At 60.6% G+C, this 25,291-nt stretch carries 25 protein-coding genes and 1 pseudogene; 16 read left to right on the top strand and 10 right to left on the bottom strand.

The features are described 5' to 3' along the window. Positions 1-11: 11 nt before the first annotated feature. The 3 genes from HNR62_RS10580 to hemC are packed head-to-tail and all read right to left on the bottom strand — an operon-like array spanning position 12 to position 2,819. Entirely contained in the window at positions 12-1,151 is a 1,140-nt protein-coding gene (locus tag HNR62_RS10580; protein WP_204796055.1) for a uroporphyrinogen-III C-methyltransferase, read from the bottom strand. Next, entirely contained in the window at positions 1,135-1,893 is a 759-nt protein-coding gene (locus HNR62_RS10575; RefSeq protein WP_204796054.1) for a uroporphyrinogen-III synthase, read from the bottom strand. The genes HNR62_RS10580 and HNR62_RS10575 overlap by 17 nt, the downstream gene beginning before the upstream one ends. Next, complete coding sequence (gene hemC / locus HNR62_RS10570) at positions 1,890-2,819, bottom strand: hydroxymethylbilane synthase (protein WP_204796053.1); 930 nt, start codon at positions 2,817-2,819, stop codon at positions 1,890-1,892. The genes HNR62_RS10575 and hemC overlap by 4 nt, the downstream gene beginning before the upstream one ends. 198 nt (positions 2,820-3,017) lie before the next feature. Between hemC and HNR62_RS10565 the strand changes: the two genes are divergently transcribed. After that, the gene (locus HNR62_RS10565; protein ID WP_239552743.1) at positions 3,018-5,534 is read left to right on the top strand and encodes a class I adenylate cyclase; all 2,517 of its coding nucleotides are present in this window, start codon (positions 3,018-3,020) and stop codon (positions 5,532-5,534) included. Positions 5,535-5,536: 2 nt separating this feature from the next. Here HNR62_RS10565 and cyaY read toward each other — a convergent pair whose 3' ends face one another. Next, the gene (gene cyaY / locus HNR62_RS10560) at positions 5,537-5,848 is read right to left on the bottom strand and encodes an iron donor protein CyaY (protein WP_204796051.1); all 312 of its coding nucleotides are present in this window, start codon (positions 5,846-5,848) and stop codon (positions 5,537-5,539) included. A gap of 72 nt (positions 5,849-5,920) precedes the next feature. On the opposite strand from cyaY, the gene lptM reads away from it, so the two are divergent. The 10 genes from lptM to HNR62_RS10510 all read left to right on the top strand — a co-directional run bounded on the left by lptM (position 5,921) and on the right by HNR62_RS10510 (position 14,813). Further along, positions 5,921-6,043, top strand: coding sequence for an LPS translocon maturation chaperone LptM (gene lptM, locus HNR62_RS10555; RefSeq protein WP_204796050.1), 123 nt, complete (start codon positions 5,921-5,923; stop codon positions 6,041-6,043). Between the two features lie 11 nt (positions 6,044-6,054). Continuing rightward, positions 6,055-7,311 carry a diaminopimelate decarboxylase gene (lysA, locus tag HNR62_RS10550; RefSeq protein WP_204796049.1) on the top strand — a complete coding sequence of 419 codons (1,257 nt, stop codon included), beginning with the start codon at positions 6,055-6,057 and terminating at the stop codon, positions 7,309-7,311. A gap of 6 nt (positions 7,312-7,317) precedes the next feature. Beyond that, on the top strand, positions 7,318-8,148 hold the full coding sequence (dapF, locus tag HNR62_RS10545; RefSeq protein ID WP_204796080.1) for a diaminopimelate epimerase: 831 nt from the start codon (positions 7,318-7,320) through the stop codon (positions 8,146-8,148). Further along, positions 8,145-8,912, top strand: a complete 768-nt coding sequence (locus HNR62_RS10540; protein WP_204796048.1) for a DUF484 family protein — start codon at positions 8,145-8,147, stop codon at positions 8,910-8,912. Before dapF ends, HNR62_RS10540 begins: the two co-directional genes overlap by 4 nt. Beyond that, positions 8,899-9,807, top strand: a complete 909-nt coding sequence (gene xerC / locus HNR62_RS10535) for a tyrosine recombinase XerC (protein ID WP_204796047.1) — start codon at positions 8,899-8,901, stop codon at positions 9,805-9,807. Before HNR62_RS10540 ends, xerC begins: the two co-directional genes overlap by 14 nt. Positions 9,808-9,936: 129 nt before the next feature. Continuing rightward, the gene (locus HNR62_RS10530) at positions 9,937-10,644 is read left to right on the top strand and encodes an HAD-IA family hydrolase (protein WP_204796046.1); all 708 of its coding nucleotides are present in this window, start codon (positions 9,937-9,939) and stop codon (positions 10,642-10,644) included. A gap of 35 nt (positions 10,645-10,679) precedes the next feature. Beyond that, positions 10,680-12,848, top strand: a complete 2,169-nt coding sequence (uvrD, locus tag HNR62_RS10525) for a DNA helicase II (RefSeq protein WP_204796045.1) — start codon at positions 10,680-10,682, stop codon at positions 12,846-12,848. Positions 12,849-13,129: 281 nt separating this feature from the next. Then, on the top strand, positions 13,130-13,708 hold the full coding sequence (locus HNR62_RS10520; protein ID WP_204796044.1) for a ferritin-like domain-containing protein: 579 nt from the start codon (positions 13,130-13,132) through the stop codon (positions 13,706-13,708). 9 nt (positions 13,709-13,717) lie between these two features. After that, complete coding sequence (locus tag HNR62_RS10515) at positions 13,718-14,104, top strand: c-type cytochrome (RefSeq protein ID WP_204796043.1); 387 nt, start codon at positions 13,718-13,720, stop codon at positions 14,102-14,104. Positions 14,105-14,114: 10 nt separating this feature from the next. Further along, positions 14,115-14,813 carry an RNA polymerase sigma factor gene (locus HNR62_RS10510; RefSeq protein WP_204796042.1) on the top strand — a complete coding sequence of 233 codons (699 nt, stop codon included), beginning with the start codon at positions 14,115-14,117 and terminating at the stop codon, positions 14,811-14,813. 43 nt (positions 14,814-14,856) lie between these two features. On the opposite strand, the pseudogene HNR62_RS16460 reads toward HNR62_RS10510, so the two are convergent. The 3 genes and pseudogenes from HNR62_RS16460 to rarD all read right to left on the bottom strand — a co-directional run bounded on the left by HNR62_RS16460 (position 14,857) and on the right by rarD (position 17,396). Further along, positions 14,857-15,622: pseudogene (locus HNR62_RS16460) on the bottom strand (LysE family translocator). Between the two features lie 61 nt (positions 15,623-15,683). After that, entirely contained in the window at positions 15,684-16,472 is a 789-nt protein-coding gene (locus HNR62_RS10495) for an AraC family transcriptional regulator (protein WP_204796040.1), read from the bottom strand. 9 nt (positions 16,473-16,481) lie between these two features. Beyond that, positions 16,482-17,396, bottom strand: coding sequence for an EamA family transporter RarD (rarD, locus tag HNR62_RS10490; RefSeq protein WP_204796039.1), 915 nt, complete (start codon positions 17,394-17,396; stop codon positions 16,482-16,484). A gap of 194 nt (positions 17,397-17,590) precedes the next feature. On the opposite strand from rarD, the gene recQ reads away from it, so the two are divergent. Beyond that, positions 17,591-19,408 carry a DNA helicase RecQ gene (gene recQ, locus HNR62_RS10485; RefSeq protein ID WP_420827156.1) on the top strand — a complete coding sequence of 606 codons (1,818 nt, stop codon included), beginning with the start codon at positions 17,591-17,593 and terminating at the stop codon, positions 19,406-19,408. Between the two features lie 50 nt (positions 19,409-19,458). Here recQ and HNR62_RS10480 read toward each other — a convergent pair whose 3' ends face one another. Next, positions 19,459-19,758: a c-type cytochrome gene (locus HNR62_RS10480; protein WP_204796037.1), complete on the bottom strand. Its 300-nt coding sequence runs from the start codon at positions 19,756-19,758 to the stop codon at positions 19,459-19,461. A gap of 215 nt (positions 19,759-19,973) precedes the next feature. Between HNR62_RS10480 and HNR62_RS10475 the strand changes: the two genes are divergently transcribed. From HNR62_RS10475 to HNR62_RS10460, 4 genes are all read left to right on the top strand, one after another. Continuing rightward, the gene (locus HNR62_RS10475) at positions 19,974-21,407 is read left to right on the top strand and encodes a protein adenylyltransferase SelO (RefSeq protein WP_204796036.1); all 1,434 of its coding nucleotides are present in this window, start codon (positions 19,974-19,976) and stop codon (positions 21,405-21,407) included. After that, entirely contained in the window at positions 21,407-21,673 is a 267-nt protein-coding gene (locus HNR62_RS10470) for a DUF3630 family protein (protein WP_239552741.1), read from the top strand. The genes HNR62_RS10475 and HNR62_RS10470 overlap by 1 nt, the downstream gene beginning before the upstream one ends. A 14-nt stretch (positions 21,674-21,687) precedes the next feature. Then, a complete protein-coding gene (locus HNR62_RS10465; RefSeq protein WP_204796035.1) occupies positions 21,688-22,587 on the top strand; it encodes an EamA family transporter in 900 nt (299 codons plus the stop codon). Between the two features lie 121 nt (positions 22,588-22,708). Beyond that, positions 22,709-23,371: a 7-cyano-7-deazaguanine/7-aminomethyl-7-deazaguanine transporter gene (locus HNR62_RS10460; RefSeq protein ID WP_204796034.1), complete on the top strand. Its 663-nt coding sequence runs from the start codon at positions 22,709-22,711 to the stop codon at positions 23,369-23,371. Here the strand turns inward: HNR62_RS10460 and HNR62_RS10455 are convergent. Then, the gene (locus tag HNR62_RS10455; RefSeq protein WP_204796033.1) at positions 23,368-23,985 is read right to left on the bottom strand and encodes a hypothetical protein; all 618 of its coding nucleotides are present in this window, start codon (positions 23,983-23,985) and stop codon (positions 23,368-23,370) included. The two genes, HNR62_RS10460 and HNR62_RS10455, sit on opposite strands and share 4 nt — an antisense overlap. Before the next feature lie 341 nt (positions 23,986-24,326). Beyond that, the gene (elbB, locus tag HNR62_RS10450; protein ID WP_204796032.1) at positions 24,327-24,974 is read right to left on the bottom strand and encodes an isoprenoid biosynthesis glyoxalase ElbB; all 648 of its coding nucleotides are present in this window, start codon (positions 24,972-24,974) and stop codon (positions 24,327-24,329) included. Positions 24,975-25,291 lie beyond the last annotated feature (317 nt).

Below are 25,291 nucleotides of genomic sequence, written 5' to 3'. Positions count from 1 at the left end.
GGACTTCTCCCTTACAGGCCGGTCAGCAGGCGTTGCAGCCTGTCATCCAGCAGTTGCTGCAGGCGTTCCTGAGCGCTGAACTGCTCGGGATAGTCGACCTTGATCTGCTGGCCCTCCAGCTGCTTAATCTGCTCCAGCATGAACTGGCGTACGCTGTCGTCGGCAAAATAGTCCTGCAGCCATTGTTCGGCCTGGGTCAGGGAGCTGTCGTAGATTTCCTGCTGCTCGCGGTAGACCGCCAGCTGGGCCTGCAGCAGCTTGCCCTTGAGGTTTTCGCTCAGGTACCAGTGCTGCTGTGGTGACAACAGGGCTTCCACGTTGCCGTCACGACGGCGCACGGTGACGAAGTCGTCGCTGAAGCTGGCCCAGCTTTTCTTCAGGTTTTCCTTCCAGTCGCTGACCGACTCGGACAGGGAGAAATCCGGCGCGTCGGCCCGGGTCATGATGATACCGGCCAGGGTGAGCTTGTCGACCTGATCGTTGATGCTGTTGAGCTTGATCACCAGGCCTTCCCGATCGACCTTTTTGACCGATTTGATGCTGGCGATATCGTCCGCCAGCGCGCGGCGTACCGGAGTCAGGCCGGGATCATTGAGCGCGGCCAGCCGTTCGTCGGCATTGGCCAGCATCATGGCGGCGGAAACGGCGTCCTGTTCCAGCCAGAGCTTGCGACCGGCCATGCGCACCAGATATTCGGCTTCCGCCAGCATCCAGTCGTTGGGGCGCTTGCTGTCCAGATCCAGCAGCTTGTGCGACAGTCCCTCGAGCTGTTCGCTGGTGCTGTTCTGGTTGCGTACCACGGCGGCTAGCGTGCGGCTCTGCGCGGCTTCGGCCTGTTCGAGGCGGCTCTGCTGCTGTTGCAGTTCGGCCTGCATCCGGTTCAGTTGCTCGGTCTGTGCCAGCGCCTGATTATGACCGTGCCAGTACAGTATCACCGCCAGCACGATGGCGATGATGATGGCGATAATGGCCAGTATCTTGCCGGACGAAGCGGATTTTTTCTGCTCGGGCTCTTTCTGTTCCGGCACCGGCGCTTTTGGATCCGGAGTGGACGGTGTCGTTGGCGACTGTTCGGGGGTCTGGCTAACATCAACCTCGTCGGCGACCGCCGTGTTCTTATGTTCCTTGTTATCGTTAGTCTTGTCTGTCATTCCATTTCCTCTCATCCAGAGCGGCAATCAGTGCCTGATTGGATGCACCGTCTGCATTAATGACCCGAGTGAAGCCCAACTCCCTGGCCTCTTGGACGACCCGGATACTGGGAACAATCAATATACGGCTTAGCAGCCAGTCCCTTGCGCTATCGGCCGCCAGCTTGACAATATGATGCAGCAGGCCGCCACTGGTGATGATAATACTGTCCACTTCCTGGCTCTGCCAGTTTTTCACCAGAGTGCCGCTCGAATCTTGATAGTAACAGCGGCGATATACCTCGCAGTAATCGACCAGGGCCCCACGTTGCATCAGGGTGGGAGCGATCAGATGACGACCGCCGTTGCCCCGCAAAATCACCACCCGGCGGCCCGTCAGTTGCTGCAAGCCCGGCAGCGAAATAATGCCTTCTGAGCGAGGATCCTCGGGGATGGCGGCGCCGGGAACATCCACCCTGGCAAAGGCCTTGCCGGTGGCGTCACCCACGGCAATATAGTTGGCCTTCGGCCAGCCATGGCCTTGTTGTTTCAAGGCATTATCGGCGAAATGGACCGCCTGTACGCTGACCGCTATCACATAATCCCGCGGCGACAGGCCGCCGAGCAGGGCGGGCAGCCGCTCGAGTTCGGCCCCCTCGACAAAACTCAGCAGCGGGCTGGTCACCGGCTGGTGGCCAGCCGCCAGCAGGGCCTGACTCAGGCTGGCGGCCTGCGGTTCGGCGCGCACCACCAGCGGTGTCATGACCGATAGACCTCATCCAGTATCTGGTCTGCGCCCCGGGCCAGCAGACGTTTGGCCAGTTCGGCCCCCAGGGCTTCGCCCTGACTGGCGGGGCCGGTCATCTCTTCATAGATGATCTGGCTACCGTCGGGGCGACCGACCAGGCCGCGCAGCCAGATATTATCGCCCTGGAGCTCGGCATAAGAGCCGATAGGCACCTGGCAACCGCCCTGCAGGCCGTGGTTCATGGCGCGTTCCGCCACCACGCGCAGCCGGGTGTCGTGGTGATCGAGGGGGGCCAGCAGTTCGAGCAGCTCCGCATCATCCAGCCGACATTCTATGCCCACGGCACCCTGGCCGTTGGCGGGCAGGCTGTCTTCCGGGCTCATCAGGCCGGCGATACGGGAGTCCAGCTCCAGTCGCTTGAGGCCGGCGGCGGCGAGAATGATGGCATCGTACTGGCCTTCATCCAGTTTGCGCAGCCGGGTTTGCACGTTGCCGCGCAGGGTCTTGACTTCCAGGTGCGGGTAGCGGGCGCGGATCTGGCATTCCCGGCGCAGGCTGGCGGTGCCGACCACGGCGCCGGCCGGCAATTGCTCGAGGTGGGTATAGTGATTGGAAACAAAGGCATCACGCGGGTCTTCCCGCTCGCAGATCACGGTTAGGCCCAGCCCCTCGGGGAATTCCACCGGCACGTCTTTCATCGAGTGCACCGCAATATCTGCCCGGCCGTCCAGCATGGCCTGCTCCAGCTCCTTGATGAAGAGGCCCTTGCCGCCAATCTTGGACAGGGGCGTGTCGAGCAGTACATCACCCTGAGTGGTCATGGGGACCAGCTCGACACCGATATGGGGGTGCAGCTGCTCCAGCCGGGCTTTGACATAATGGGCCTGCCACAGCGCCAGCAGGCTCTTGCGGGTGGCGATACGGATGATGCGGTTTGCCATTTGAATCTCTTCTTTGTGTCCATTAATACGCCGATACTATCATTCCTGTCGGCGCTTTACAGGGGGTGAAAGGGGGGCACGGCAGTATGTTGCCGAAATGTGTCTTGCCACATATTGTTCATCTATCGGCTAATTGTTACCATGATCACACTTCTGACCTGTCCCAGGTCTGTGTCGGTCCACCAAAGGCCTGAACCCTTGCACGCGAATTTTCACCGGCTCGTCGAGCGATGTGAGCAGTTTAACCAGCAGAAACAGGCTAGAGCCCTGACGGCGATGAACCGTTACGGCCAGCAGGTATTTCAGTTGCTGCCGGTGCTGCTGCACTATCACCACCCCCTGTTGCCGGGCTATGTGCCGGGTGACGTGCCTGCGGGTGTGTGTCATTTTCTGCCCAATCAACGCCAGCAGCAGTTTATCGATGAACTCTGCGAGGCTGCCAACGGTCATCAGGGGCTGGAGCACGGCCGGAGCGAAATATTCGGCCTCTATTCCATGGGGAGCACCTCTTCCATCGGCCAGAGCCGCCACTCCGATCTGGATGTCTGGGTCTGTTATTCCCATCGGATGGCGCCGGAGCGGGTCGCCTGGCTGCAGCAGAAATGTGTGCTGATTTCCCAGTGGGCCGAGCAGCGTCGGGTCGAGCTCAACCTGTTTCTGATCCCGGACAACAAATTCCGCACCGACAACCAGCAACTGGTCGAGGGGGAAAGCTGTGGCAGTGCCCAGCACCTGCTGCTGCTGGACGAGTTTTATCGCAGTCACCTGCGTATTGCCGGCAAGCGGCTGGTGTGGATGTTCGCGCCGGGCAAGCTCGGGCCCCGCTACGACCGTTTTGTCGCCGAGCAGTTTGCCAACGGTACCCTCAATACCGACGAATGGCTGGATCTGGGCGGCTTTGCCCGCATTCCGGCGGAGGAGTATTTCGGTTCCGCCCTGTGGCAACTGTACAAAAGCATCGATTCGCCCTACAAGGCGGTACTGAAAACGGTGCTGATGGAAGCCTATTCCCACGAATATCCGGACACCCAGCTGCTCTGCCGTCAACTCAAGGGGCACTTCCATACAGCCGACCGGCTCGATGAGCGTCAGGATCACTATATGCTGATGCTGGAAAAGGTGACCGGTTATCTGAAGTCCATCGGGGATGACAAACGGCTCGATCTGGTGCGGCGCTGTTTTTATCTCAAGGTATCGGAAGGGCTGGATCTGAGCCGGGACTGCGACGACCAGGATCAGGATTACTGGCGGCGGACCCAGATCAATCAACTGGTGTCGGCCTGGGATTGGTCAACGGAAAAAGTCGCCCTGCTGAACGACAGGGCCCACTGGAAGGTGGAAGAGGTCAAGTCCGCCTACGGCGAACTGCTGGAAGCGCTGATGCAGAGCTATCGCAATCTGATCCAGTTTGCCCGGCGTAACAACATCAGCGAGTCGATCAACCCGGAAGACATCGGTATTCTGTCGCGCAAGCTATATGCGGCCTTCGAAAACCTGCCGGGCAAGGTACAACTGATCAACCTGCACATAGCGCCGGATCTGGGCGAGGCGGACATCAGCCTGGTGCAGGTGCCGGAAGGGCGGTTCAACAAGGCCGGCTGGTACCTGTACAAATACGGTCTGACCCCCGCCGACATCATAGGCCGCCGTCCGCTTGAATACAGTGGTTATGCCGGCAAGCTGATCGCCTGGGCCCACTTCAACGGCCTGCTGGTGACCGATACCCGGCTACATCTGTTCAACCAGAATACCGATATCAGCCACCGGCATTTGCAGGAGTACCGGGGCGATCTGGCTCGACTCTTCCCGGTACGAGCGCCGTCCCCCAGCAACCTGGCGCTGAGCCGGCCCTGCGAGGTGCGCCAGCTCGGCATCTTCCTCAATCTGGAGCAGGATCCCACTGCCCACTGGCGCGACAGGCCCATCGAATTCAACGCCAGGACCAGCGATCCCTTCAGCTTCGGACAGCAGCTGGAAAATCTGGTGGGCTCGGTAGAGGTGCTCTATCGCAACTCCTGGGACGAAATACGCACCCTGCATTTCAGCGGCCCCACGGCGGTGGTGGATGCCTTGACCACCATTCTCGGCAAGATGCATCAGGGGGCCAGTGCACCCGAAAACCTGCAGGTGTTCTGTTACAGCCGGCATTTCCGCAGCCTGATCCGCACTCGTTTCGAACAGCTGATCAATGAATGTATCGGCCTGCGGCTGGCCCGGGAGCAGGGTAGCACCGTCAAGACCCTGTTACTGGGCAGCGAAGAATACGACATCTTCTTCGAACGGCGCGGGGTCAGCGTGCAACAGCGGAAAGGGGTCATCAGTGAGCCACTGCCCAGGCAGAAGCCGACCCATAGCACCTTGCGGCTGGATCAACAGGAAGGCAAGCCGGTCCCCGAAGTGGTGGATGTCTATGCCAGCGAGGGACTGATGCAGTACTTTTTCGAAGACAGCGGCGATGATTACAACCTCTATATTCTCGATGAGGCCAACCGGGTCGAGGTGTACCGGCAGGTGGCCGGCAGCAAGGACGAGCTGGTGCAGAGCATCAATCGCTTCTATACCTCCCACCAGCAGGTGGCCGGACAGAGCCATTTTGCCCATTTCAATCTGCCGCAGTATTACGAAATCGTGGCGGAGGGTGGGCAACAGCGTGTGCTGCCTTACAGAACCGTCAAGGAAGACCGGGATGACTCCCGGCCCTGTCCTACTACTTAGAGTTAGAGCGCGAGTTCGGTATCACCCTGGCGCCGTGCCTGCAGGCTGAGCCAGCTCAGCAGCTCCACCCCCTGGCGGTTGTCGATCCACTGGTCGCCCTGCAGGGCAAAGTGATGGCCGTTTTCCCGGGTGGCCAGCCAGATTTGATGCAAGGGCTCCTGACGGTTGATCACGAACTTGATGTTGTTCTCGAAGGTCAGCGTCATGACGCCGCCGATGGTTTCGCAGTCGATATCGACCCCGCTTCTGTCTATGCACTCTTCAATATGCTGGTAAATGGCATCCGCCAAGGCATGGAACTCACTGTCTTTCATCGCCCGCTTCCTATTGCTTTTGAGAATGTGAATGCGATTATAAGAGCCTGGAAACATATTCACAGTCATCCCATGAACATATTCAAGCTAACCGCGCTGGTTGCCCTGTGTCTGAGTCTGGCGGCATGTGGCCTGAAAGGCCCGCTGACCCTGCCGGACACCGAGCAAAAGCAACCCCGGGTTGAGCAGTCGTAAAGGAAAATACCTTGGATTATTTTAATTATCAGGACGATGGCCGTCTTTACGGTGAAGCCTGCGATCTTAGTCGTCTGGCCGAGCAACACGGCACGCCGCTTTATGTCTATTCTCGTGCCACCCTGGAACGGCACTGGCGCGCCTTCGACCAGGCCGCCGGTGATGTGAAGCATCTGATCTGTTACGCGGTCAAGGCCAACTCCAACCTGGCGGTGCTCAACGTACTGGCCCGCATGGGCTCCGGTTTCGATATCGTGTCCAAAGGCGAGTTGTGCCGCGTGCTGGCCGCCGGAGGCGATGCCGGCAAGGTGGTGTTTTCCGGCGTCGGCAAACGGGTCGACGAAATCCGGTTCGCCCTGGAGCAGAACATCTTCTGCTTCAACGTGGAATCGGTGGCCGAGCTGGCGCGCATCAATCAGATAGCCGGTGATATGGGTCGCAAGGCGCCCATTTCCATCAGGGTGAACCCGGATATAGATGCGGGTACCCATCCCTATATTTCCACCGGCCTCAAGGAAAACAAGTTCGGTATTCCCATCGAACAGGCCCAGAGCATTTATCGCCAGGCGGCGGCCATGGAGCACCTCGACATTCACGGGGTAGACTGCCATATCGGTTCTCAGCTGACCGAGCTGTCGCCCTTCCTGGAAGCGGTAGACAAGCTGCTGGCGCTGATCGATGCCCTGGCCGAAGACGGCATCCAGATCCGCCATCTGGACGTGGGGGGCGGCCTGGGCGTGCGTTACGACAACGAAACACCGCCCGAGCCCAGCCGCTATGCAGAACAGCTCAAGGCGCGACTGCAGGATCGCGACCTGACCCTGGTGTTCGAGCCGGGCCGGGCCATTGCCGCCAACGCCGGTGTGCTGCTGACCCGGGTGGAGCACCTGAAGCCCGGCGAAGCCAAGAATTTTGCCATTGTCGATGCGGCCATGAACGACCTGATCCGCCCGGCCCTGTACAGCGCCTGGCAGGCCATTATTCCGCTGGACAAGACCCTGGAACGTCCGGCCGCCGTCTATGACGTGGTGGGCCCGGTGTGTGAAACCGGTGACTTTATCGGCAAGGACAGGGAACTTGCGATCACCGAAGGCGACCTGCTGGCGGTGCGTTCTGCCGGCGCCTATGGCTTCGTGATGGCCTCCAACTACAACAGCCGCCCGCGGGCCGCCGAGATGATGGTGGACGGCGATCAGGCCCTGGTGGTGCGCGAGCGCGAGCAATTGGCCGATTTGTGGCGTGGCGAGAGCCTGTTGCCGGCGTCTTAAGGGGTAATCGTGATCCACTTTTCCAAGATGCAGGGACTCGGCAACGACTTTATGGTGGTCGATGGCGTCACCCAGAAGGTATTTTTCAATCCCGAGGTAATCCGGCAGCTGGCCGACCGTCATTTTGGTATCGGCTTCGACCAGCTGTTGCTGGTGGAGCCACCCTATGATCCGGACCTCGACTTTCACTATCGCATCTTCAACGCCGACGGCTCCGAGGTAGAGCAGTGCGGCAACGGGGCCCGCTGCTTTGCCCGTTTCGTGCGGCTGAAGGGGCTGACCCACAAAGACAGGATCAGCGTCAGCACCCAGAAAGGCAACATAGTGCTGCAGCTCGAGAAGGATAATCAGGTCACGGTCAACATGGGCGTGCCCGAGTTTGACCCGGCCAGGATCCCGTTCAAGGCCCAGAAGGCGGAGAAAACCTATCTGGTACGGGCCGGGCAGCAGACGGTGCTCTGCGGCGCCGTGTCCATGGGCAACCCGCACTGTGTGCTGGAAGTGGACGATATCGACACCGATCTGGTGGCTACCCTGGGCCCCGAGCTGGAAAGTCACGAGCGCTTTCCATCCCGGGTCAACGTCGGCTTCATGCAGATCCTCAATGCCCGCGAGATCAAGCTGCGGGTGCATGAACGCGGTGCGGGGGAAACCCTGGCCTGCGGCACCGGCGCCTGTGCGGCGGCGGTGATGGGCATGAGCTGGGGCAAGCTGGCGGATCGGGTACAGGTACAGCTGCCCGGCGGTAGCCTCAGCATCGCCTGGAAGGGACCGGGCAAGCCGGTGTACATGACAGGCCCGGCAGAACACGTGTTTGACGGACAGATCAACCTATGACCGATAAGGTGACGGAGAAGGTGAACCAGAGTAGCCAGGGTACAGAAGCGGACCTGAACGACGACCTGATAGCCGACTATCTGGCCGCCCGACCCCATTTTTTCGACCGGCATCGCAGCCTGCTGGAGCAGCTGCGGCTGCCCCACGAACATCATGGCAGCGTGTCGCTGGTGGAAGTGAAGCTGGACCGCCAGCGGCGGCGCATCCATGAGCTGGAAGATGAAATCACCGGGCTGATGACGGTAGCCGGAGAAAACGAGCGTATCTTTCGGGTCTATATGGATCTGATTCCTCGCTTGTTTGAATGCAGCAGCGTGGCTGAGCTGGAACTGTGCATGCGCCGCACGTTACAGGAGCAGTTGCGGGTTTCGGCACTGCGGCTGGTGCTGGATCCGCATACTTATCCCAGCGAGCAGAGTCCGGCCGGGGAGCAGCTGGAACGGCTCTATCGCGAGCGGATGGCGAGCCAGTCTGTCTATCTGGGCCGGCTCGGCAAGGAAGAGAAGCATCGTCTGTTCCAGGACGCCATGGTGAATTCCTGTGCCCTGATCCGGCTGGGTAGCCGCGGTGAAATGGGCCTGCTGGCGTTTGGCAGCACCGACAGTGGTCATTATCGTTCGGGCATGGATACCCTGCTGATCCGTCAGCTGGCCGATATTCTCGCGTTGTTGTTGCCCAGGCTGGTGTTATCGGCCTCGGAACTGTCGGCTCCAGAATTATCGGCCTCGGAACTACCGGCTCGGATGGCCGATGACGACCGCTGAGCTGACCCCGGCCATTGGCGACTTTCTCGAATACCTGCGGGTAGAGCGCCAGCTGAGCGTGCATACCCGCGACGGCTATGGCCGTCATCTCAACGCCATGGCCGGGCAGTTGGCCGAATTGTCACTCGAGGGCTGGCCGGCGCTGTCGGTCAGCCATGTGCGGGGCCTGGCCACGCGCATGCACAAGGGCGGACTGTCGCCGCGCTCCATCGCCACCAAGCTCAGCAGCCTGCGCAGCTTCTGCGACTGGCTTATTCTGCAAGGCCTGTTGCAGGCCAATCCGGCCCGGGGCGTCAGCGCGCCCAAGCAGGGCCGCCCCCTGCCCAAGAACCTGGATGTGGACGAGCTGCATCAGCTGATGAACATCGACGAGTCGGATCCATTGGCGGTACGCGACCGGGCCATCATGGAGCTGATGTATTCCTCCGGCCTGCGGCTGGCCGAGCTGGTCAACCTGAACCTGGGGGACATTCAGTTTGCCGAGCGTCAGGTGCGGGTGGTCGGCAAGGGCAACAAGGAACGCATACTGCCGGTGGGCCGGATGGCGCTGGAGTGGCTGGACAAGTGGCTCAAGGTACGCGGCGGTCTGGCGGGTCCCGACGAGCCGGCGCTGTTTGTCAGCCAGCGGCAGCGGCGCATCAGTCATCGCAGTGTACAGCTGCGGCTGGCCCAGTGGGGCGGCAAGCAGGCGTTGTCGAGCCATATTCACCCGCACAAGCTGCGCCACTCTTTCGCTACCCACATGCTGGAATCGAGCGGCGACCTGCGGGCGGTGCAGGAACTGCTGGGTCATGCGGATCTGGCCACCACCCAGATCTACACCCATCTGGACTTTCAGCATCTGGCCAAGGCCTACGATCAGGCCCACCCCAGGGCCAAACGCAGCAAGGACTAGCCCTTCGGGCAGCGGTAAGCCTTAAGCTGTAAGCTATCAGCTACAGAAAAAATATCGGACCTGTAGCCCACAGTTTTGGCTGCCCTTCACTGACAGCTGCCAGCTTTGTTTTCATGATTAGGAACCCAAATGCGCTTTTATAAACGACTCACCCCGGTCAAGGTCATCAGCTTCGATCTGGACGATACCCTGTACGACAACGTGCCGGTGATAGCGGCGGCGGAAGCCTGGTTGCTGGATGCGCTCAAGCAGCATCATCCGGAATCCACCCTGCTCGGCAAGGATAACCTGGCGGCGATCAAGCGCCGGATTTTGCTTGAACGGCCCGAATTGAGCCACGATGTCAGTGCCTGCCGCCTGCGGGTACTGACCGAGGGCCTGCGGCAACAGGGGCTGGATGAGGCACGGGCGGCGACCATGGCCGGGGAGTTTTACCGGGGCTTTCTGGAACAGCGCGGAAAAATCCGGGTGCCGGAGGCGACCCACAGGGTGCTGTCGGCACTGGGACAGAAACACCGGCTGACGGTGATCACCAACGGCAACCTGCCGATTGAGCGCACCGAGCTGGCGCCCTATTTCGATATGGTGCTGCGGGCCGGTATCGATGGGCGCATGAAACCGGCACCGGACATGTTCCATCGGCTGGCGGAGCAGACCGGCGTACGTCTGTCGGAGATACTGCATATCGGCGACCATATCAACACCGACGTGGCCGGTGCCGTGCACAGCGGTTGTCAGGCGGTGTGGCTCAACGACAATGGCCGGACCGAGGCGGATCTGCACTGTTTGCCCCATGTCGCCCTGGAGCGGTTGGAGCAAATGCTGGAGCTGTTATAATCGCCGCCATACTGTAAATATTCCCAGGAGTTGTAATGGATGTATCCAGCCTGCTTGACGGCATGAACGACAAGCAAAGGGACGCGGTTGCCGCTCCCGCCCAGAACATGCTGGTGCTGGCCGGTGCCGGCAGTGGCAAGACCCGGGTGCTGGTGCATCGCATCGCCTGGCTGATGCAGGTGGAGCAGGTGCCGGCCTCGGCCATTCTGGCGGTGACCTTTACCAACAAGGCCTCGGCGGAAATGCGCGGCCGGGTCGAGCAGTTGCTCGGCGGTCGTCTGTTCGGGCTCTGGCTCGGTACCTTCCACGGCCTGGCGCACCGGCTGCTGCGGGCCCATCACCTGGATGCCAGGCTGCCGCAGGACTTTCAGATCCTGGACTCGGATGACCAGCTGCGGCTGCTCAAGCGTATCCTCAAGGGCATGAACCTGGATGAAAAACAGTGGCCGCCACGGCAGGCCGCCGGTTTCATCAATGCCCGCAAGGACGAAGGCCTGCGCCCGAAAGACATTCAGGTGCTCAAGGATCCGCTGCAACAAACCTATCAGCGCATCTATCAGGTGTACCAGGACACCTGTGACCGGGCCGGCCTGGTGGACTTTGCCGAGTTGCTGCTGCGTGCCCACGAGCTGTGGCTGCATAACCCCCATATTCTGGCCCACTATCAGGACAGGTTCCGCCATATTCTGGTGGACGAATTTCAGGACACCAACAGCATTCAATACGCCTGGTTGCAGATGCTGGCGGGCCAGCAGGCCCGGGTCATGATAGTGGGCGACGACGATCAGTCCATCTACGGCTGGCGCGGCGCCCGGGTGGAGAACATCACCCGCTTTTTGCGCGACTTTCCCGGTGCCGACACCATACGGCTGGAGCAGAACTACCGTTCTACCGGCACCATCCTCAAGGCCGCCAACACCCTGATTGCCAACAATGCCGAACGCATGGGCAAGGAACTGTGGACCGAAGGCAGCGAGGGCGAGCCCATCGCCCTCTATGGTGCCTTCAACGAGGTGGACGAAGCCCGCTTCGTGGTCGAGCGTATCAAGCAATGGCGTCAGCAGGACGGGCTGCTGACTGAGGCCGCCATCCTGTACCGCAACAACGCCCAGTCACGGGTGCTGGAAGAGGCGCTGATCCAGGCGCGCCTGCCCTATCGTATCTACGGTGGCCTGCGTTTCTTCGATCGGCAGGAAATCAAGGATGCGCTGGGGTATCTGCGGCTGATGAACAACAGAGGCGACGAGGCGGCGTTCGAGCGTATCGTCAATACCCCCACCCGCGGCATCGGCGAACGTACCCTGGGCCTGGTGCGCCAGGCGGCCCGGGAGCGGCAGCTCACCCTGTGGCAGTCGGCCTGGGCATTGGTGGAAGAAAAGGTGCTCACCGGCCGTGCCGCCTCGGCGGTAAGCCGCTTCCTGGCGCTGATCAACCAGCTGGAAGACGAGACCCGGGAGCTGCCGCTGCATGTGCAGACCGACCGGGTGATAGAGCTGTCCGGGCTCAAGGCCATGTATCAGGCCGAGAAAGGCGAAAAGGCCCAGGCCCGGGTAGAAAACCTGGAAGAGCTGGTCAGTGCCACCCGCCAGTTTACTCCGTCCGAAGACGACGACATGCCGCTGCTGTCGGCCTTTCTGTCTCACGCGGCGCTGGAGGCGGGCGAGAGTCAGGCGGATCAGTTCGACGATGCGGTACAGCTGATGACGCTGCACTCGGCCAAGGGCCTGGAATTCCCGTTGGTGTTCATGGTCGGGGTGGAAGAGGGCATGTTCCCCAGCCAGCAGTCGGCGGAAGAAAGCCAGCGGCTGGAAGAAGAACGCCGCCTGGCCTACGTGGGCATGACCCGGGCCATGAGCAAGCTGTATATCAGCCACGCCGAGAGCCGCCGCCTCTACGGTCGGGAAATGTTTCACCGGCCCAGCCGCTTCATCAAGGAGCTGCCCACCGACTGCCTGGAAGAAATCCGGCTCAAGGCCACCGTCAGCCGCGCCGTGCCCAAGGGTCGTTTCGGTCAGGACAGGGTGCAGGAAACCTTCAACGAAACCGGGTTTAGCCTCGGCCAGCGGGTATTGCACCCCAAATTTGGCGAGGGCATAGTGCTCAACTTCGAAGGCGCCGGTGCCCAGAGCCGGGTGCAGGTCAACTTCGACGACGGCGGCAGCAAGTGGCTGGTCACCGCCTACGCCCGGCTGGAAGCGCTTTAAAAAGCAGCCGTAAGCTGTAAGCGGTCAGATGCCTGGTGTAGCTGGCCGTTTTTGCGCGGTGTCTGTGAAATTTTCGTTGCGTGCCGGTTTGCGCCGGCTAAAGCGGCGCCTACCATTTTTGCTTCCCGCTTCCCGCTTCCCGCTTCCCGCTTCCCGCTTCCCGCTTCCCGCTTCCCGCTTCCCGCTTTTCTCACCCCTTGCCTGATTTTTCGGGAACCTTTTGCCTCCCTGCTGCATTAATAGAGTGACAAAGCGTTTGTCAGAGGCAAAGGAGCAGCAAGATGAACAAGCCAGAGCAATTGATTATCACCCCGCGTCGTCACTTCCTGTTCGACGGCCTGTGTCTGACCCTGTCCGGCGCCGCCATCGGCCTGATGGCCGGCAATTCCCGGCTGGCGCTGGCGGCGAACGCCAGCAGTGAGGCGCAGTTGACCGATATCCGCATCCTGGGCACCGCCTGGCTGGCAGAGCGAGAAGCCATAGCGGCCTATCAGCTGGGGGCAGACAGTGGTTTACTGCAGCCCGAAGTGCTCAAGGTGGCGGTGAGTTTTCAGGGACACCACAAAGAGCATGCGGATCTGCTCGCAGCCACAGTCGGTCAGCTGGGTGGCACCTTGCCCGCCGGCCCCGCCGATTACACCTTCCCGGTCGATCAGCTGAAAGGGCAGGCCGATGTACTGACCTTTGCCGCCAGCCTGGAGCGGGGGGCGGTCAGCGCCTACGCGGGCGCCATACCGCTGTTCGATAATCGGGATCTGTCATCGGCGGCAGCCAGCATACTGGCGGATGAGGCCATGCACTGGGCCGTGTTGCGCTCTGTGCTGGGTCTGGATCCGGTGCCCGGCGCCTTTTTCTCGTAGGAGGTCGAGATGAAAGGGTCGTTATGGCTGCCAGCGGCGGGGTTACTCTGTCTCCTGTTCGCCCTGCCATCGTTGCGGGCCGAGCCGGCCGGCGATCCGCGTCGGGGAGAACAAGTCTACAGCCGTTGCATGGGGTGTCACTCGCTGCAGGTAAATCGCACCGGCCCACGCCATTGCGGGCTTGTCGGCCGGCCGGCAGCCTCGGTGCCCGGCTTCAACTATTCGGCGGCGATGCGGAAGTCCGGGCTTGTCTGGGATATAAACACCCTGGATGCCTTTCTGGCGGCACCGCTGAAGCAGGTGCCGGGGACTACAATGACCTATGCGGGCATCACAGATCCGCAGCAGCGGCGGGATCTCATCGCCTGGCTGGCTAGGGTCCAGTGTGAACAATAAGGAGCATGGGATGGATATGCGGGCAGCACAAACACCCGGGGAGGCAGACTCGGAACCAAGCGGATTCCAGCTGGCGATCAGATTGCGGGAAGGAGATGTCGGTCTGTTTGAATCCTTGATGCGCCGTTATAACCAGCGCCTGTTTCGGCTGGCCCGCAGCATGGTCACCGACGACGACGAAGCCGAAGACATACTGCAGGCCAGTTATATCAAGGCCTGGCTGCAGAAGGAACACTTCGGCGAGCCCTATTATTTTGCCGGTTGGCTGTCGCGTATCGTGACCCGCGAGGCACTGATGCGGCTGCGGGCTCGTCGCCGACTGGTTCTGTTTACTGACACAGTGGAGGATATGATGGTTTCCCGTTCACCCCAGGGCCGGCAGACGGTCACGCCGGAGCAGGCACAGTCCAACAGACAGTTGTGTCAGCTGCTGGAGCAGGCGGTGGACGCCTTGCCCCGCACTTTTCGCAGCGTGTTCATGTTGCGTGCCGTGCAGCAGTTGAGCGTCAACGAAACTGCCCTGAGTCTGTCGTTGCCCGAAGCCACGGTCAAGACTCGTTATCACCGAGCCCGGAACCTGCTGCGCAAGGCATTGATGGCGGAGATGGAACGACAGGGACTGCAGCTGTACGAGTTTGCCGGCCATCGTTGTGATCGGATAGTGGCGGCAGTGCTGGGCCAACTCAAGGAACAGGGGCGCCGCCTCTGACCGTTATTTAGTGGGCTGTGATTTCGCAGTCGGCCTGGCGCAGTTACCGTAAGCTCTCTCTCACTACCAGCCACAGGATGGAGCCGGCCACGCCGCAGAACAACAGGCCGCACAGACCGTTGATCGGCCGGTTCCAGGCCTGCAGCCTGGCCTGTACCCGGGATGATGACAGCCAGTAGGCCAGCAGCACAAACCAGGCCAGGCTCAGCAAAAACAGCTCTACCACCAGGACGGTGCGGGTCAGCCAGTTGACCTCTGGGCCGACCAGGGCGGCGAGCAGACCGATGAAAAACAGCAATGCCTTGGGATTGAACAGATTGGCTATGTACTAGTTCAGTGTGTCTGATTCGGCAATAACCTGTTTTTATTGGAGTTAATGTAAGCACGAAAGAGCCTACTCTAAGGCTGATACACGGATAGACACAGTTAACTCATACATAGCCGAACAGATTGGTATTAAACCCGGACCAGAAGCCATTGCCGGGCCGTCCGCCGGCAGCGGCCGGTATTCCTGGAGCAGCAACCGGGGTCAGTGCCGCCTGCAACGCCCCCCAACCCAGCCAGCCCAGATAAACCGCGCCTGCCAGCCGAACCAGGGTAAACAGCAGCGGATGCCCCTGGATCAGCAGGCCGATGCCGGTGAGGCTCAGTATGCTGTGCACCAGTATGCCGGCAGCAATGCCGAACGCGGCCCCCAGGGCTACTCGCCGCTGGGCAGCAAAGCGTAGCATCAGCGCTATATCCGGACCTGGGCTGGCCAGCGCGACGAGATGGATAAGTCCTATGGTAACAAGCAGTGAAAGATTCATGTACGGCTCCGGCAATGGTGAGACCACAGCTTAGGGAGCAGGTTAGCGGCTGGCTTGTAAGTTATTGCATCTGGGTGCGAAAGCGGGACGGCGTCAGCCGGTAGGCGGCCACGAAGGCACGGTGAAAGTGGGCCTGATCGAAAAAGCCCACCGTCTGGGCGGTGTCGGCGACGGTGGCGCCGGCGGCCAGGTATTTTTTGGCCGCCTCCAGCCGCAGTCGCTTGAGATAGGCGTGGGGGGTGATACCCATGGCCGCGTTGAACCGGCGCAAGAACTGAAAGCGGGACAGGCCGAGTTCGGCGGCGAGCTGTTCCAGATGGTGGGACGCGTCCAGCTCGGCCAGCAGCTTGTCCCTGATGCGAGTGAGGGCGGGCGGTGCCAGCGGCTGTAGTTCCTGATGGGGGAATAAGGTGGACAACAGCGCCAGCAGTCGGTTTTCGGCTTCCTGCCGGCTGAGTTGCTCCTGCTCCAGTTGCAGGTGCAGCGCCAGGCTCTGCCGATAGAGCCGGGGCTGGTTGAGCAGAGGCTGTCCGAAGTAGGGCGTTGCCTGCTGCAGCTCCTCGGCCAGGCCTGCCATCAACTCGGGCGCGATGGAAAACACCCGTACCCGAAAGCCCAGCTCGTCGAAGCAACTGCCATCGTGGGCGACATCCGGGTTGAGCAGCGACAGCTGACCCGGTGCCAGCGGCGCCGAGCTACCTTTATGGATAAATTTCTGTGCTCCCTGTTCAACCAAGCCGATATGGTAGTCGAGGTGGATATGGCGGCCATAGGTGAAGCCGGCATGGTCCGCCAGGCACAACTCCAGCCCGGCCAAGCCAGGGTGTTTCCAGTATTTTACGCTGCTCATGACATTATTTTAGCGTGCCGGGGCGCCGCTGTTTTGTAAAGCATTGCGCCGTCGTTGCCTGACGCCGTCCAGGGTGTAGACAACCAGCGCCACCCAGATCAGGGCGAAGGTGATGACCTTGTCCTGGGTGAAGGGCTCGTCGTAGAGCAGCACCGCCAGCAGGAACATCAGGCTGGGGCCCAGATACTGGAAGAAACCGAGGGTGGATAGTCGGAGCCGCTTGGCGGCACCGGCAAACAGCAGCAGTGGCGCAGTGGTCACTATGCCGGCGGCAATCAGCCAGAGGTTGGTGTTCAGCGAATTACCGCTCATCTGGCTGGTGGCACTGTCGGCAAATCCCCACAAATAGATAATGGCGACGGGCAGCAGTACCAGGGTCTCCAGCATCAGGCCGGTAAAGGGATCCACCGGCACCTTCTTGCGAATGAGGCCATAAAAACCGAAGGAAATGGCCAGCACCAGCGCTACCCAGGGCAGGCTGCCGAATACCAGCAGCTGTATCACCACGCCGCTGCCCGCCAGCCCTACCGCCAGCCATTGCATGGGCCGAAAGCGTTCGCCCAGAAACAGCATGGCCAGCACGATATTGAACAGTGGATTGATGTAATACCCCAGGCTGGCGTCCAGCATGTGGTCGTTGTTCACCGCCCAGATAAACACCAGCCAGTTCAACCCTATGATGGTCGACGATATGACCAGCAGCAGCAGGTGCCTGGACTTGCGCAACATGGCCCGAACCCGCGGCCAGTAGCCGAGCCCGCTGAGCAGCGCCAGCAGCAGCAGGAAGGACCAGATCACCCGGTGGCTGAGGATCTCGTAGGCGGGTACATGCAGCAGCTGCTTGAAGTACATGGGGGCTATGCCCCACAGGAAATACGCCCCGAGGGCAAAGATGGCCCCCTGGGTAGACTGGTCTTTTTCCATGGTCATCAATCTGGCAAGAGGCTAAAGGCCCAGTGTAACGACAATAGACCAAGGCTGGCCAGCAGCAAATGTCACTGGCCTGAGCCGACCACCATGATGGCCGGAACGACCCCGTGCCCGACCCGGTTTATTGTTGTCGGGCTCTGCTTTACAATGCTCCTTCGCTTTTACCCCTGCAGGCCGAAATGAACTCCTTGACCGAAGAACCTGAGTCCGTTCCCATTCCCGACACACCGCTGGCGGTGTTGCAGCAGGTGTTCGGCTACCAGTGCTTTCGTGACGGCCAGCAGGAGATCATCGACACCGTGATTGCCGGGCGCGATGCCCTGGTGATCAAGCCCACCGGCGGCGGCAAGTCCATCTGTTATCAGATTCCTGCCCTGCTGCGCCCCGGCCTGACCATAGTGGTGTCGCCGCTGATCTCCCTGATGAAGGATCAGGTGGATACCCTGGTGGCCAACGGGGTGGCGGCGGTCTATATCAACAGTTCCCTGAGCCGGGAAGAGATGCTGCGCCACTTCGCGGCCATGCGCCGGGGCGAGCTCAAGCTGGTCTATGTGTCGCCGGAACGGCTGCTGCAACACGAATTCATGGAGCGGATCGGTGAGCTGGAGCTGGGGCTGTTCGCCATCGACGAGGCCCATTGTATTTCCCAGTGGGGCCATGACTTCCGGCCCGAATACGCGGCCCTGGGGCGACTCAAGCAGTGGTTTCCTCATGTTCCGGTGATGGCGCTCACCGCCACAGCCGACGAGGCCACCCGCCAGGACATGCTGAGCCGGTTGAGCCTGACCGACCCCCTCATTCATATCTCCAGCTTCGACCGGCCCAATATTCGCTACACCCTGGTGGATAAGTTCAAGGGTATCGATCAGCTGCTGCGTTACGTGGCCGAACAGCCGGGTCACTGCGGCATCGTCTATTGTTCCAGCCGCAAGCGAGTGGAGGAGGTGGCCGAGCGGCTGCTGGCCCGGGGCCACAAGGCGGCCAGCTATCATGCGGGCTTGCCGCTGGAGCTGCGTCAGTCGGTGCAGGAGCGCTTTATCCGCGACGATCTGGACATAGTGGTGGCCACCGTCGCCTTCGGCATGGGCATCGACAAGCCCAATGTACGCTACGTGGTGCATTACGACATTCCCAAGAACATCGAGTCCTACTATCAGGAAACCGGCCGCGGTGGCCGTGACGGCCTGCCGGCGGAAGCGCTGCTGCTCTACGATCCGGGCGATGTGGGGCGGGTGCGGCGCCTGCTGGAAAACAGCGACAACCAACAGCAGGTGCAGGTAGAGCTGTACAAGCTCAACGTGATGGCGGCCTTTGCCGAGTCGCTGACCTGCCGGCGCCAGGTGTTGCTCAACTACTTCGGTGAATACCAGCGCGACCCCTGCGGCAACTGCGATATCTGCCTGGATCCGCCCAAAAGCTACGATGGCACCGAAGATGCGCAAAAGGCGCTGTCCTGCGTGTACCGGGTAGGGCAGCATTTCGGCGTCATCTATGTGGTGGAAGTGTTGCGTGGCGCGGATACCCAGCGTATTCGCGAACATGGCCACGACAAGCTGTCGACTTACGGGCTCGGTAAAGACAAGAGTCAGGAGCACTGGGTCAGCGTCATTCGCCAGTTGATTCATTCGGGCCTGCTGACCCAGAACATTACCCGCAACATGGTGTTGCAGCTGACCGAGGCGGCGCGGCCCGTGCTGCGCGGCGAGGCCGGTTTGCAGCTGGCGGAACCCCGGCTGGTCAGGGTAAAGCAGAAAGACAAGGGAGAGGCGGTGCTGAGCCGGGCCGAAGACAGGGCCTTGTTCAAGGAACTACGGCAATTGCGCAAGCAGCTGGCGGTGGAGGCCGATGTACCGCCCTATGTGGTGTTCAGCGACGCCACCCTGACCGAGCTGGCTCGTTATCGACCCAGGACAGAGCCGGAGCTGCTGGGTATCAATGGGGTGGGGCAGCGCAAGCTGGAACGCTATGGCGCGGCGTTTCTGGCACTGTTGCGCCGGCAGGACTAGGGTGTGCCTGAACACACCCTAAGTTCCGTCAGAGACGAATCCGGACCGGCTTACAGGCCGGAGTAGTAGGCCGCCAGATCTTCGATGTCCTGATCGGACAGCGGCTTGGCCATGGGGGCCATGATGGGGTTGCTGCGCTCACCGTCGCGGAACTGTTTCAGCTGGCTCACCAGATAGCCTGCTTTCTGACCGGCCAGGTTGGGGTAGATATCCATGGCGGAAATACCTTCGGCACCGTGGCAGGCGGCACAAACGGCAGACTTGGCCTTGCCGGCTTCGGCGTCACCGGCGGCAAAGGCGGGGGCGCTGAGCAGGGCCAGGGCAGCGGCGGCTGTCATCAGTTTCTTCATGCGTGAACTCCGTTATTATCAGGGAAATAAATGGTTGCCGAGCCTGGTAGGATAGCGGTTGCCGCAGACAAGACCGGTTTTATACCGACAATCTTGCCGTCGGGATCTGACGCCGATGCTTCCAGATTCAGTAATCGCTATGTATTTAGCGACAGCAGTATAAAGTAAGCCATGGTCAAAAAGAAAATGCGGTCGACGATCACAGGATGGAAGAGATGACATTAAACAATTTATATGCAAGGTTTGACTGGGCCGGCGCCCGGGTTGAACCGACCCCCCTGTCCTCGCCCCGGCTGCTGTTATTGAACCGTGATCTGGCCGACGAGCTGGGCATGGCCCTGTCCGAGCCGCAGTGGCGGGATCTGACCGGCGGCAACCGTTTGTTGCCGGACATGGAGCCCTTTGCCCAGGTGTATGCGGGGCATCAGTTTGGCGGCTTCAGCCCACAGCTGGGCGATGGCCGCGCCCTGCTGCTGGGCGAAGTGGTGGCGCCCGATGGCCGTCGCTGGGATCTGCATCTCAAGGGGGCCGGCAAGACGCCATACTCCCGCTTCGGCGATGGCCGGGCGGTACTGCGTTCTTCATTGCGTGAATATCTGGCCTCCGAGGCCATGCATCATCTGGGCATTGCGACCACCCGGGCCCTGAGCCTGGTGAGCAGCGAAGAGCCGGTGTACCGGGAGCGGGTGGAGCCGGGTGCCGCCGTGCTGCGGGCCGCCCCCAGTCATCTGCGGTTCGGTCATTTCGAATATTTCTATTACAGCGGCAAGCCGGAGCGGATCCCCGAACTGCTCGACTATCTGATCGACACCCAGTGGCCCGATCTCACCAAGGATAAAGCCGGTTATGCCGCCCTGTTCGAGCGGGTGGTGGAAAAGACGGCGATCCTGATTGCCCAATGGCAGTTGGTCGGCTTCTGTCACGGCGTGATGAACACCGACAACATGTCGATGCTGGGTCTGACCCTGGACTACGGTCCCTACGGCTTTCTCGATGCCTACGATCCGGATCATATCTGCAACCATTCGGATCCGGGTGGTCGCTATGCCTACGATCAGCAGCCGGCGGTCGGCAACTGGAACCTGCAACGGCTGGCCCAGTCTCTGTCCGGGGTGATCGAGCTGGAGGCGCTGCAGCAGGCGCTGGGCAAATACGAGTATCTGTTGCTGTCGACCTACTCCGAGGGGATGCGCCAGAAACTGGGGCTGGAGGCTTGGGAAGACGAGGATCCGGCGCTGTTCCGCGCCATGTTTGATCTGATGGCGGCCCAGAAGGTGGATTACAGCTGCTGGTTCCGCCGTCTGGCACAACTGGCGTCGTCCGGATCTGTGCCCGACAGCCTGCTGGCCCTGCTGAGCACGCCCGAGGCCTGGACCGACTGGTTTGGCCGTTATCAGGCACGGCTGGCACGCGAGGGCAGGGCCCAGGCCGAAAAAGCCGGACAGATGAATGCGGTCAATCCCAAATACATACTGCGCAACCACCTGGCGCAGCAGGCCATAGAGCGGGCGGAACAGGGCGACATGAGCGAGGCCGATCGCCTGCTGATGCTGCTGGCCCGGCCCTTCGACGAGCAGCCCGAGCTGGATCACTATGCCATGCCGGCGCCGGCGTGGGCCGAATCCCTCTGTATTTCCTGCAGCTCCTGATGATGACGACGACAACCATGCTTAACAGCGATAACCCCCTGACCATGGAACGCTTCCCCGTCTGGGCCGAGGCACTGATAAAGGAACTGGATCTCGAACTGATCGAGCGGGAGCAGGGGGCCGACTATTACCAGTGGCTGCTCAGCTTTGAAGGCAGTCGATTATTGCTGTGCTTTCAGCATTATGCGGACTGTGCCTGGCTGCAGCCCCTGAGCGGGCAGGATCGGGAGGTAGCCGACTGGCTGACCACACAGTGGAACGGCTGAACAAGGAAACCGGCATGGCACCCAAGGACTTGTTACTGGCACTGGTGGTCATCGGTGTCTGGGGGATGAATTTTGTGGTGATCCGGGTGGGGCTGGACGGGGTGCCGCCCATGTTGCTGGGGGCGCTGCGCTTTACCCTGGTGGCCTTTCCCGCAGTCTTGCTGATCCGGCGGCCGCAGGTGCCCTGGCGCTGGCTGATCGCCTACGGCGGCACCATCTCGCTGGGTCAGTTTGCCTTTCTGTTTTATGCCATGGCCAACGGCATGCCGGCCGGGCTGGCCTCGCTGGTGCTGCAGTCGCAGGCCTTCTTCAGCCTGCTGTTTGCCGCCGTGCTGCTGGGAGAAAGGGTCAAGCCGGTCAATCTGGCCGGCCTGCTGGTGGCGGCAGTGGGGCTGGCGGTGATTGGCCGGGGAGGTGACGGCACCATGACCATGCTGGGGCTGGGCTTGACCCTGGCGGCGTCGGCCATGTGGGCGCTGGGCAATATCGTGACCAAGAAGATAGGCCGGGTCGATCTTGTCGGTCTTATCGTCTGGGGCAACCTGGTGCCCCCGCTGCCGTTTCTCGGTCTGTCGCTCTGGCTGGAAGGGCCGCAGCAGATCATGGAGGCCCTGCATCATATCGGCAGCCATACCCTGCTGGCGCTGGGGTATCTGGCCTTTGTGGCCACCCTGCTGGGCTACGGGCTATGGAGTCGGCTGCTGCAGCGGTATACCACCGGCATGGTGGCGCCGTTTTCGCTGCTGGTGCCGGTGGTGGGCCTGAGCGCGGCGGCCCTGCTGCTGGATGAGCGGCTCACACTGGCTCAGTGGGGCGGGGCCTTGCTGGTGATGCTGGGGCTGGGGCTGAATGTGTTCGGCGTGCGGCTCTGGAAACTAATTTCAGGTGAAGACAAAATCTCGATGAAAGGGTAAGATGGCGCCGCACACATTCCGGCGGTCAAAAAGAAAGCAGTTGTCACTGTCGTGCGGCTGGCTATACTGGGCGCCGTTCCCGGGATGGGTTCCCTGACCCCATTAATCAAAAAGGTAAAAAATGGTTATTTCCCCCGCTCAATACCGCACGGCGCTGATCCGGCTGTCACTGTTCCATGTTGCCATTATTGCCGCCAGTAACTATCTGGTGCAGCTGCCCTTTACCCTGTTCGGCTTTCATACCACCTGGGGCGCGATCAGCTTTCCCTTCATCTATCTGGCCACGGATCTGACGGTGCGCATCTTCGGTGCCGACATGGCCCGGCGCATCATTTTTCTGGTGATGCTGCCGGCGCTGGCGACCTCTTATGTGCTGTCGGTGCTGTTTTTCGAGGCGCAATATCAGGGGCTGGGTGCGCTGTCCGAATTCAACCTGTTCGTGGCCCGCATCGCCCTGGCGAGCTTCATGGCCTATGTGCTGGGGCAGATCATGGATGTATCGGTATTCAACCGGTTGCGGCAGATCAAACGCTGGTGGATAGCCCCAACCTGTTCCACTATCTTCGGTAACCTGGTCGATACCCTGGTATTTTTCAGTCTGGCGTTTTACCGCTCTCCGGATCCCTTCATGGCCCGGCACTGGGTCGAAATCGCCTGGGTGGATTATGGCGTCAAGCTGGTGTTCAGCCTGGGTCTGTTTGTGCCTGCCTACGGCCTCTTGCTCAAATACCTGAGCAGCAAGTTTGTCGGCCACGCCGGAGTGGAAGTCAGGGCCGGCTGCTAAAGCCGGGTTATCGCCTCGATATCCAGGGCCTCGGCATAGGCGTTGAGCTCCTCTTCGGTGATACCCCGGCCACTGAGCTGGATCAGGATGCGGTTGGCAATCAGCATCTGCAGCTCCCGACTGTTACTCTCCTCTTTCATCATGGCGGTTTGCCCCTTGATGCGCTTTATCTTGTAGCCGCCCATGGCCGCCATGCCGGGGTTGGTAAAAAGTACCGCCATGGTCTGCAGCAGGGGCGAGTCTTTGGTCATGCTGATCTCCAGGCTGGCGTTGTCTTTGCGATAGCGCCGCGAGGCGTTGATGCCGCCACCGAAAAAGGCCGCCGATCCGGCCTGGGTATTCACTTTTTCGGCCTGCCAGCCGGTGAGTGGCTCCGGAAACAGGGTGCCGAGCTCTCCGGCCTGCAACTGGCGGATCAGGGTGGATACATAGTCGAATTGTGCCGCCGCCTGCGACAGCTCGCCGGCCTCGTAGGCCCGGTTACCCTCGGAAATAGCCTGCCTGATGTCGGCTCTGGTTTCGGTACTGGTGTCGGTACCGGTATCGTCGGCGAGCAGGGCGCAGGGCAGCAAGAGCACTGCCCATAATCCCACCCATAAACATGGTTTGTTCATCTGCTTCCCTCCGGCTGTCTCTTACCCATTGTAGTCAGGGGGGTAACCAAGGTGTGCAGTCAGGTGTGTAGTTAAGGTGTGCAGTCAAGGCGCCATCGGGGAGGGCTGGCGGCGCGGGTCCAGGAAAAGCGACGATAGATGAACAAATCTGTTTGCAATCACAAATGATAACGATTATCGTTAATTTGCTTTCGGGGCATGACTTCCCCTTCTGCTGCGGCTTCCTGCGATAGGTAAAGCCTCTTTCCAGCGGCAGGTGAAGCCAGCTTGCGAAGGCACGACATTGCTCACATTGCTTCCAGAGTTTAAGGCCGGCTTATGCCGGCCCTTTTTTTAGCTTATTACATTTCCAGCAGTCGCTTCACCAGTTTGCCGATGCCGATATCCGCCTCTGTGATGCTCTTGGCCAGCATATAAGCCGGGGTGGAGATCACCCTGTAATGTTCGTCTTCCACCACATCGGTCACCGCACAACCTATGTGTTTACCCCCCATGGCACTGAAGGCCTCGGCCACGGCGGCTTCGGTCCCTATGGTGCCCTTGACCCCGGCGGGGTAGACGCGCGGCATCAGTATCGGCGAAATGCAGCAATAACCGGCGGGCTTGCGCGCGGCCGCGAAGTCTTTACAGACGCTCAGTACCTGGGGATCCACCCGTGCATCGGCGCCGTGATCGGCGAAGTTGCACAGATTCTTGGCGGCACCAAAACCGCCGGGCAGCAGCAGTGCATCGAAGTCGTCGACCTTCAGTTCGGTGAGGGGTTTGATGTCGCCGCGGGCGATGCGCGCCGACTCTTCCAGCACATTACGACTGCCGGGCTCTTCCTCGCCACTAAGATGATTGACCACATGATGCTGGGGCTTGTCGGGGGCAAAACATTGATAACCGGCTCCCTGCCTGGCCAGGTGCAGCAGACACAACACGGCCTCGTGAATTTCTGCTCCGTCATAGACGCCGCAGCCACTTAAAATAACGGCAACTTTTTTCATGTCGGACTCCTTGTTTGGCGTGAAGTTTGGCATTCATGTTTGGCATTCATAATCGTGATCCGGCGCCGGGTGATCTGTCAGAACTATGCTAGCATTTATTTCGCTCAACAATTGTGCAGAACTTCATTGCTGCCGATTTTCCACATAGCAAGACCTGCAGGCAAGATCCATGTTTAAATTTTAAGTTGTTGATAATATATGTAATTTAATTTTTATCAAGATCTTGCGTCGATCCGCTTTGCACAGAGTTATCCACAGGCTGGTCCGGGGTCGCCGTGGTGTCGGCGGCCCGGCTGTGGCATGCTAGCGGCCAACGC

Origin of the sequence: Oceanisphaera litoralis (genome assembly GCF_016907015.1) — a bacterium.
Taxonomy (GTDB): domain Bacteria; phylum Pseudomonadota; class Gammaproteobacteria; order Enterobacterales; family Aeromonadaceae; genus Oceanimonas; species Oceanimonas litoralis.
This window is presented reverse-complemented; position numbering and strand designations above follow the sequence as displayed.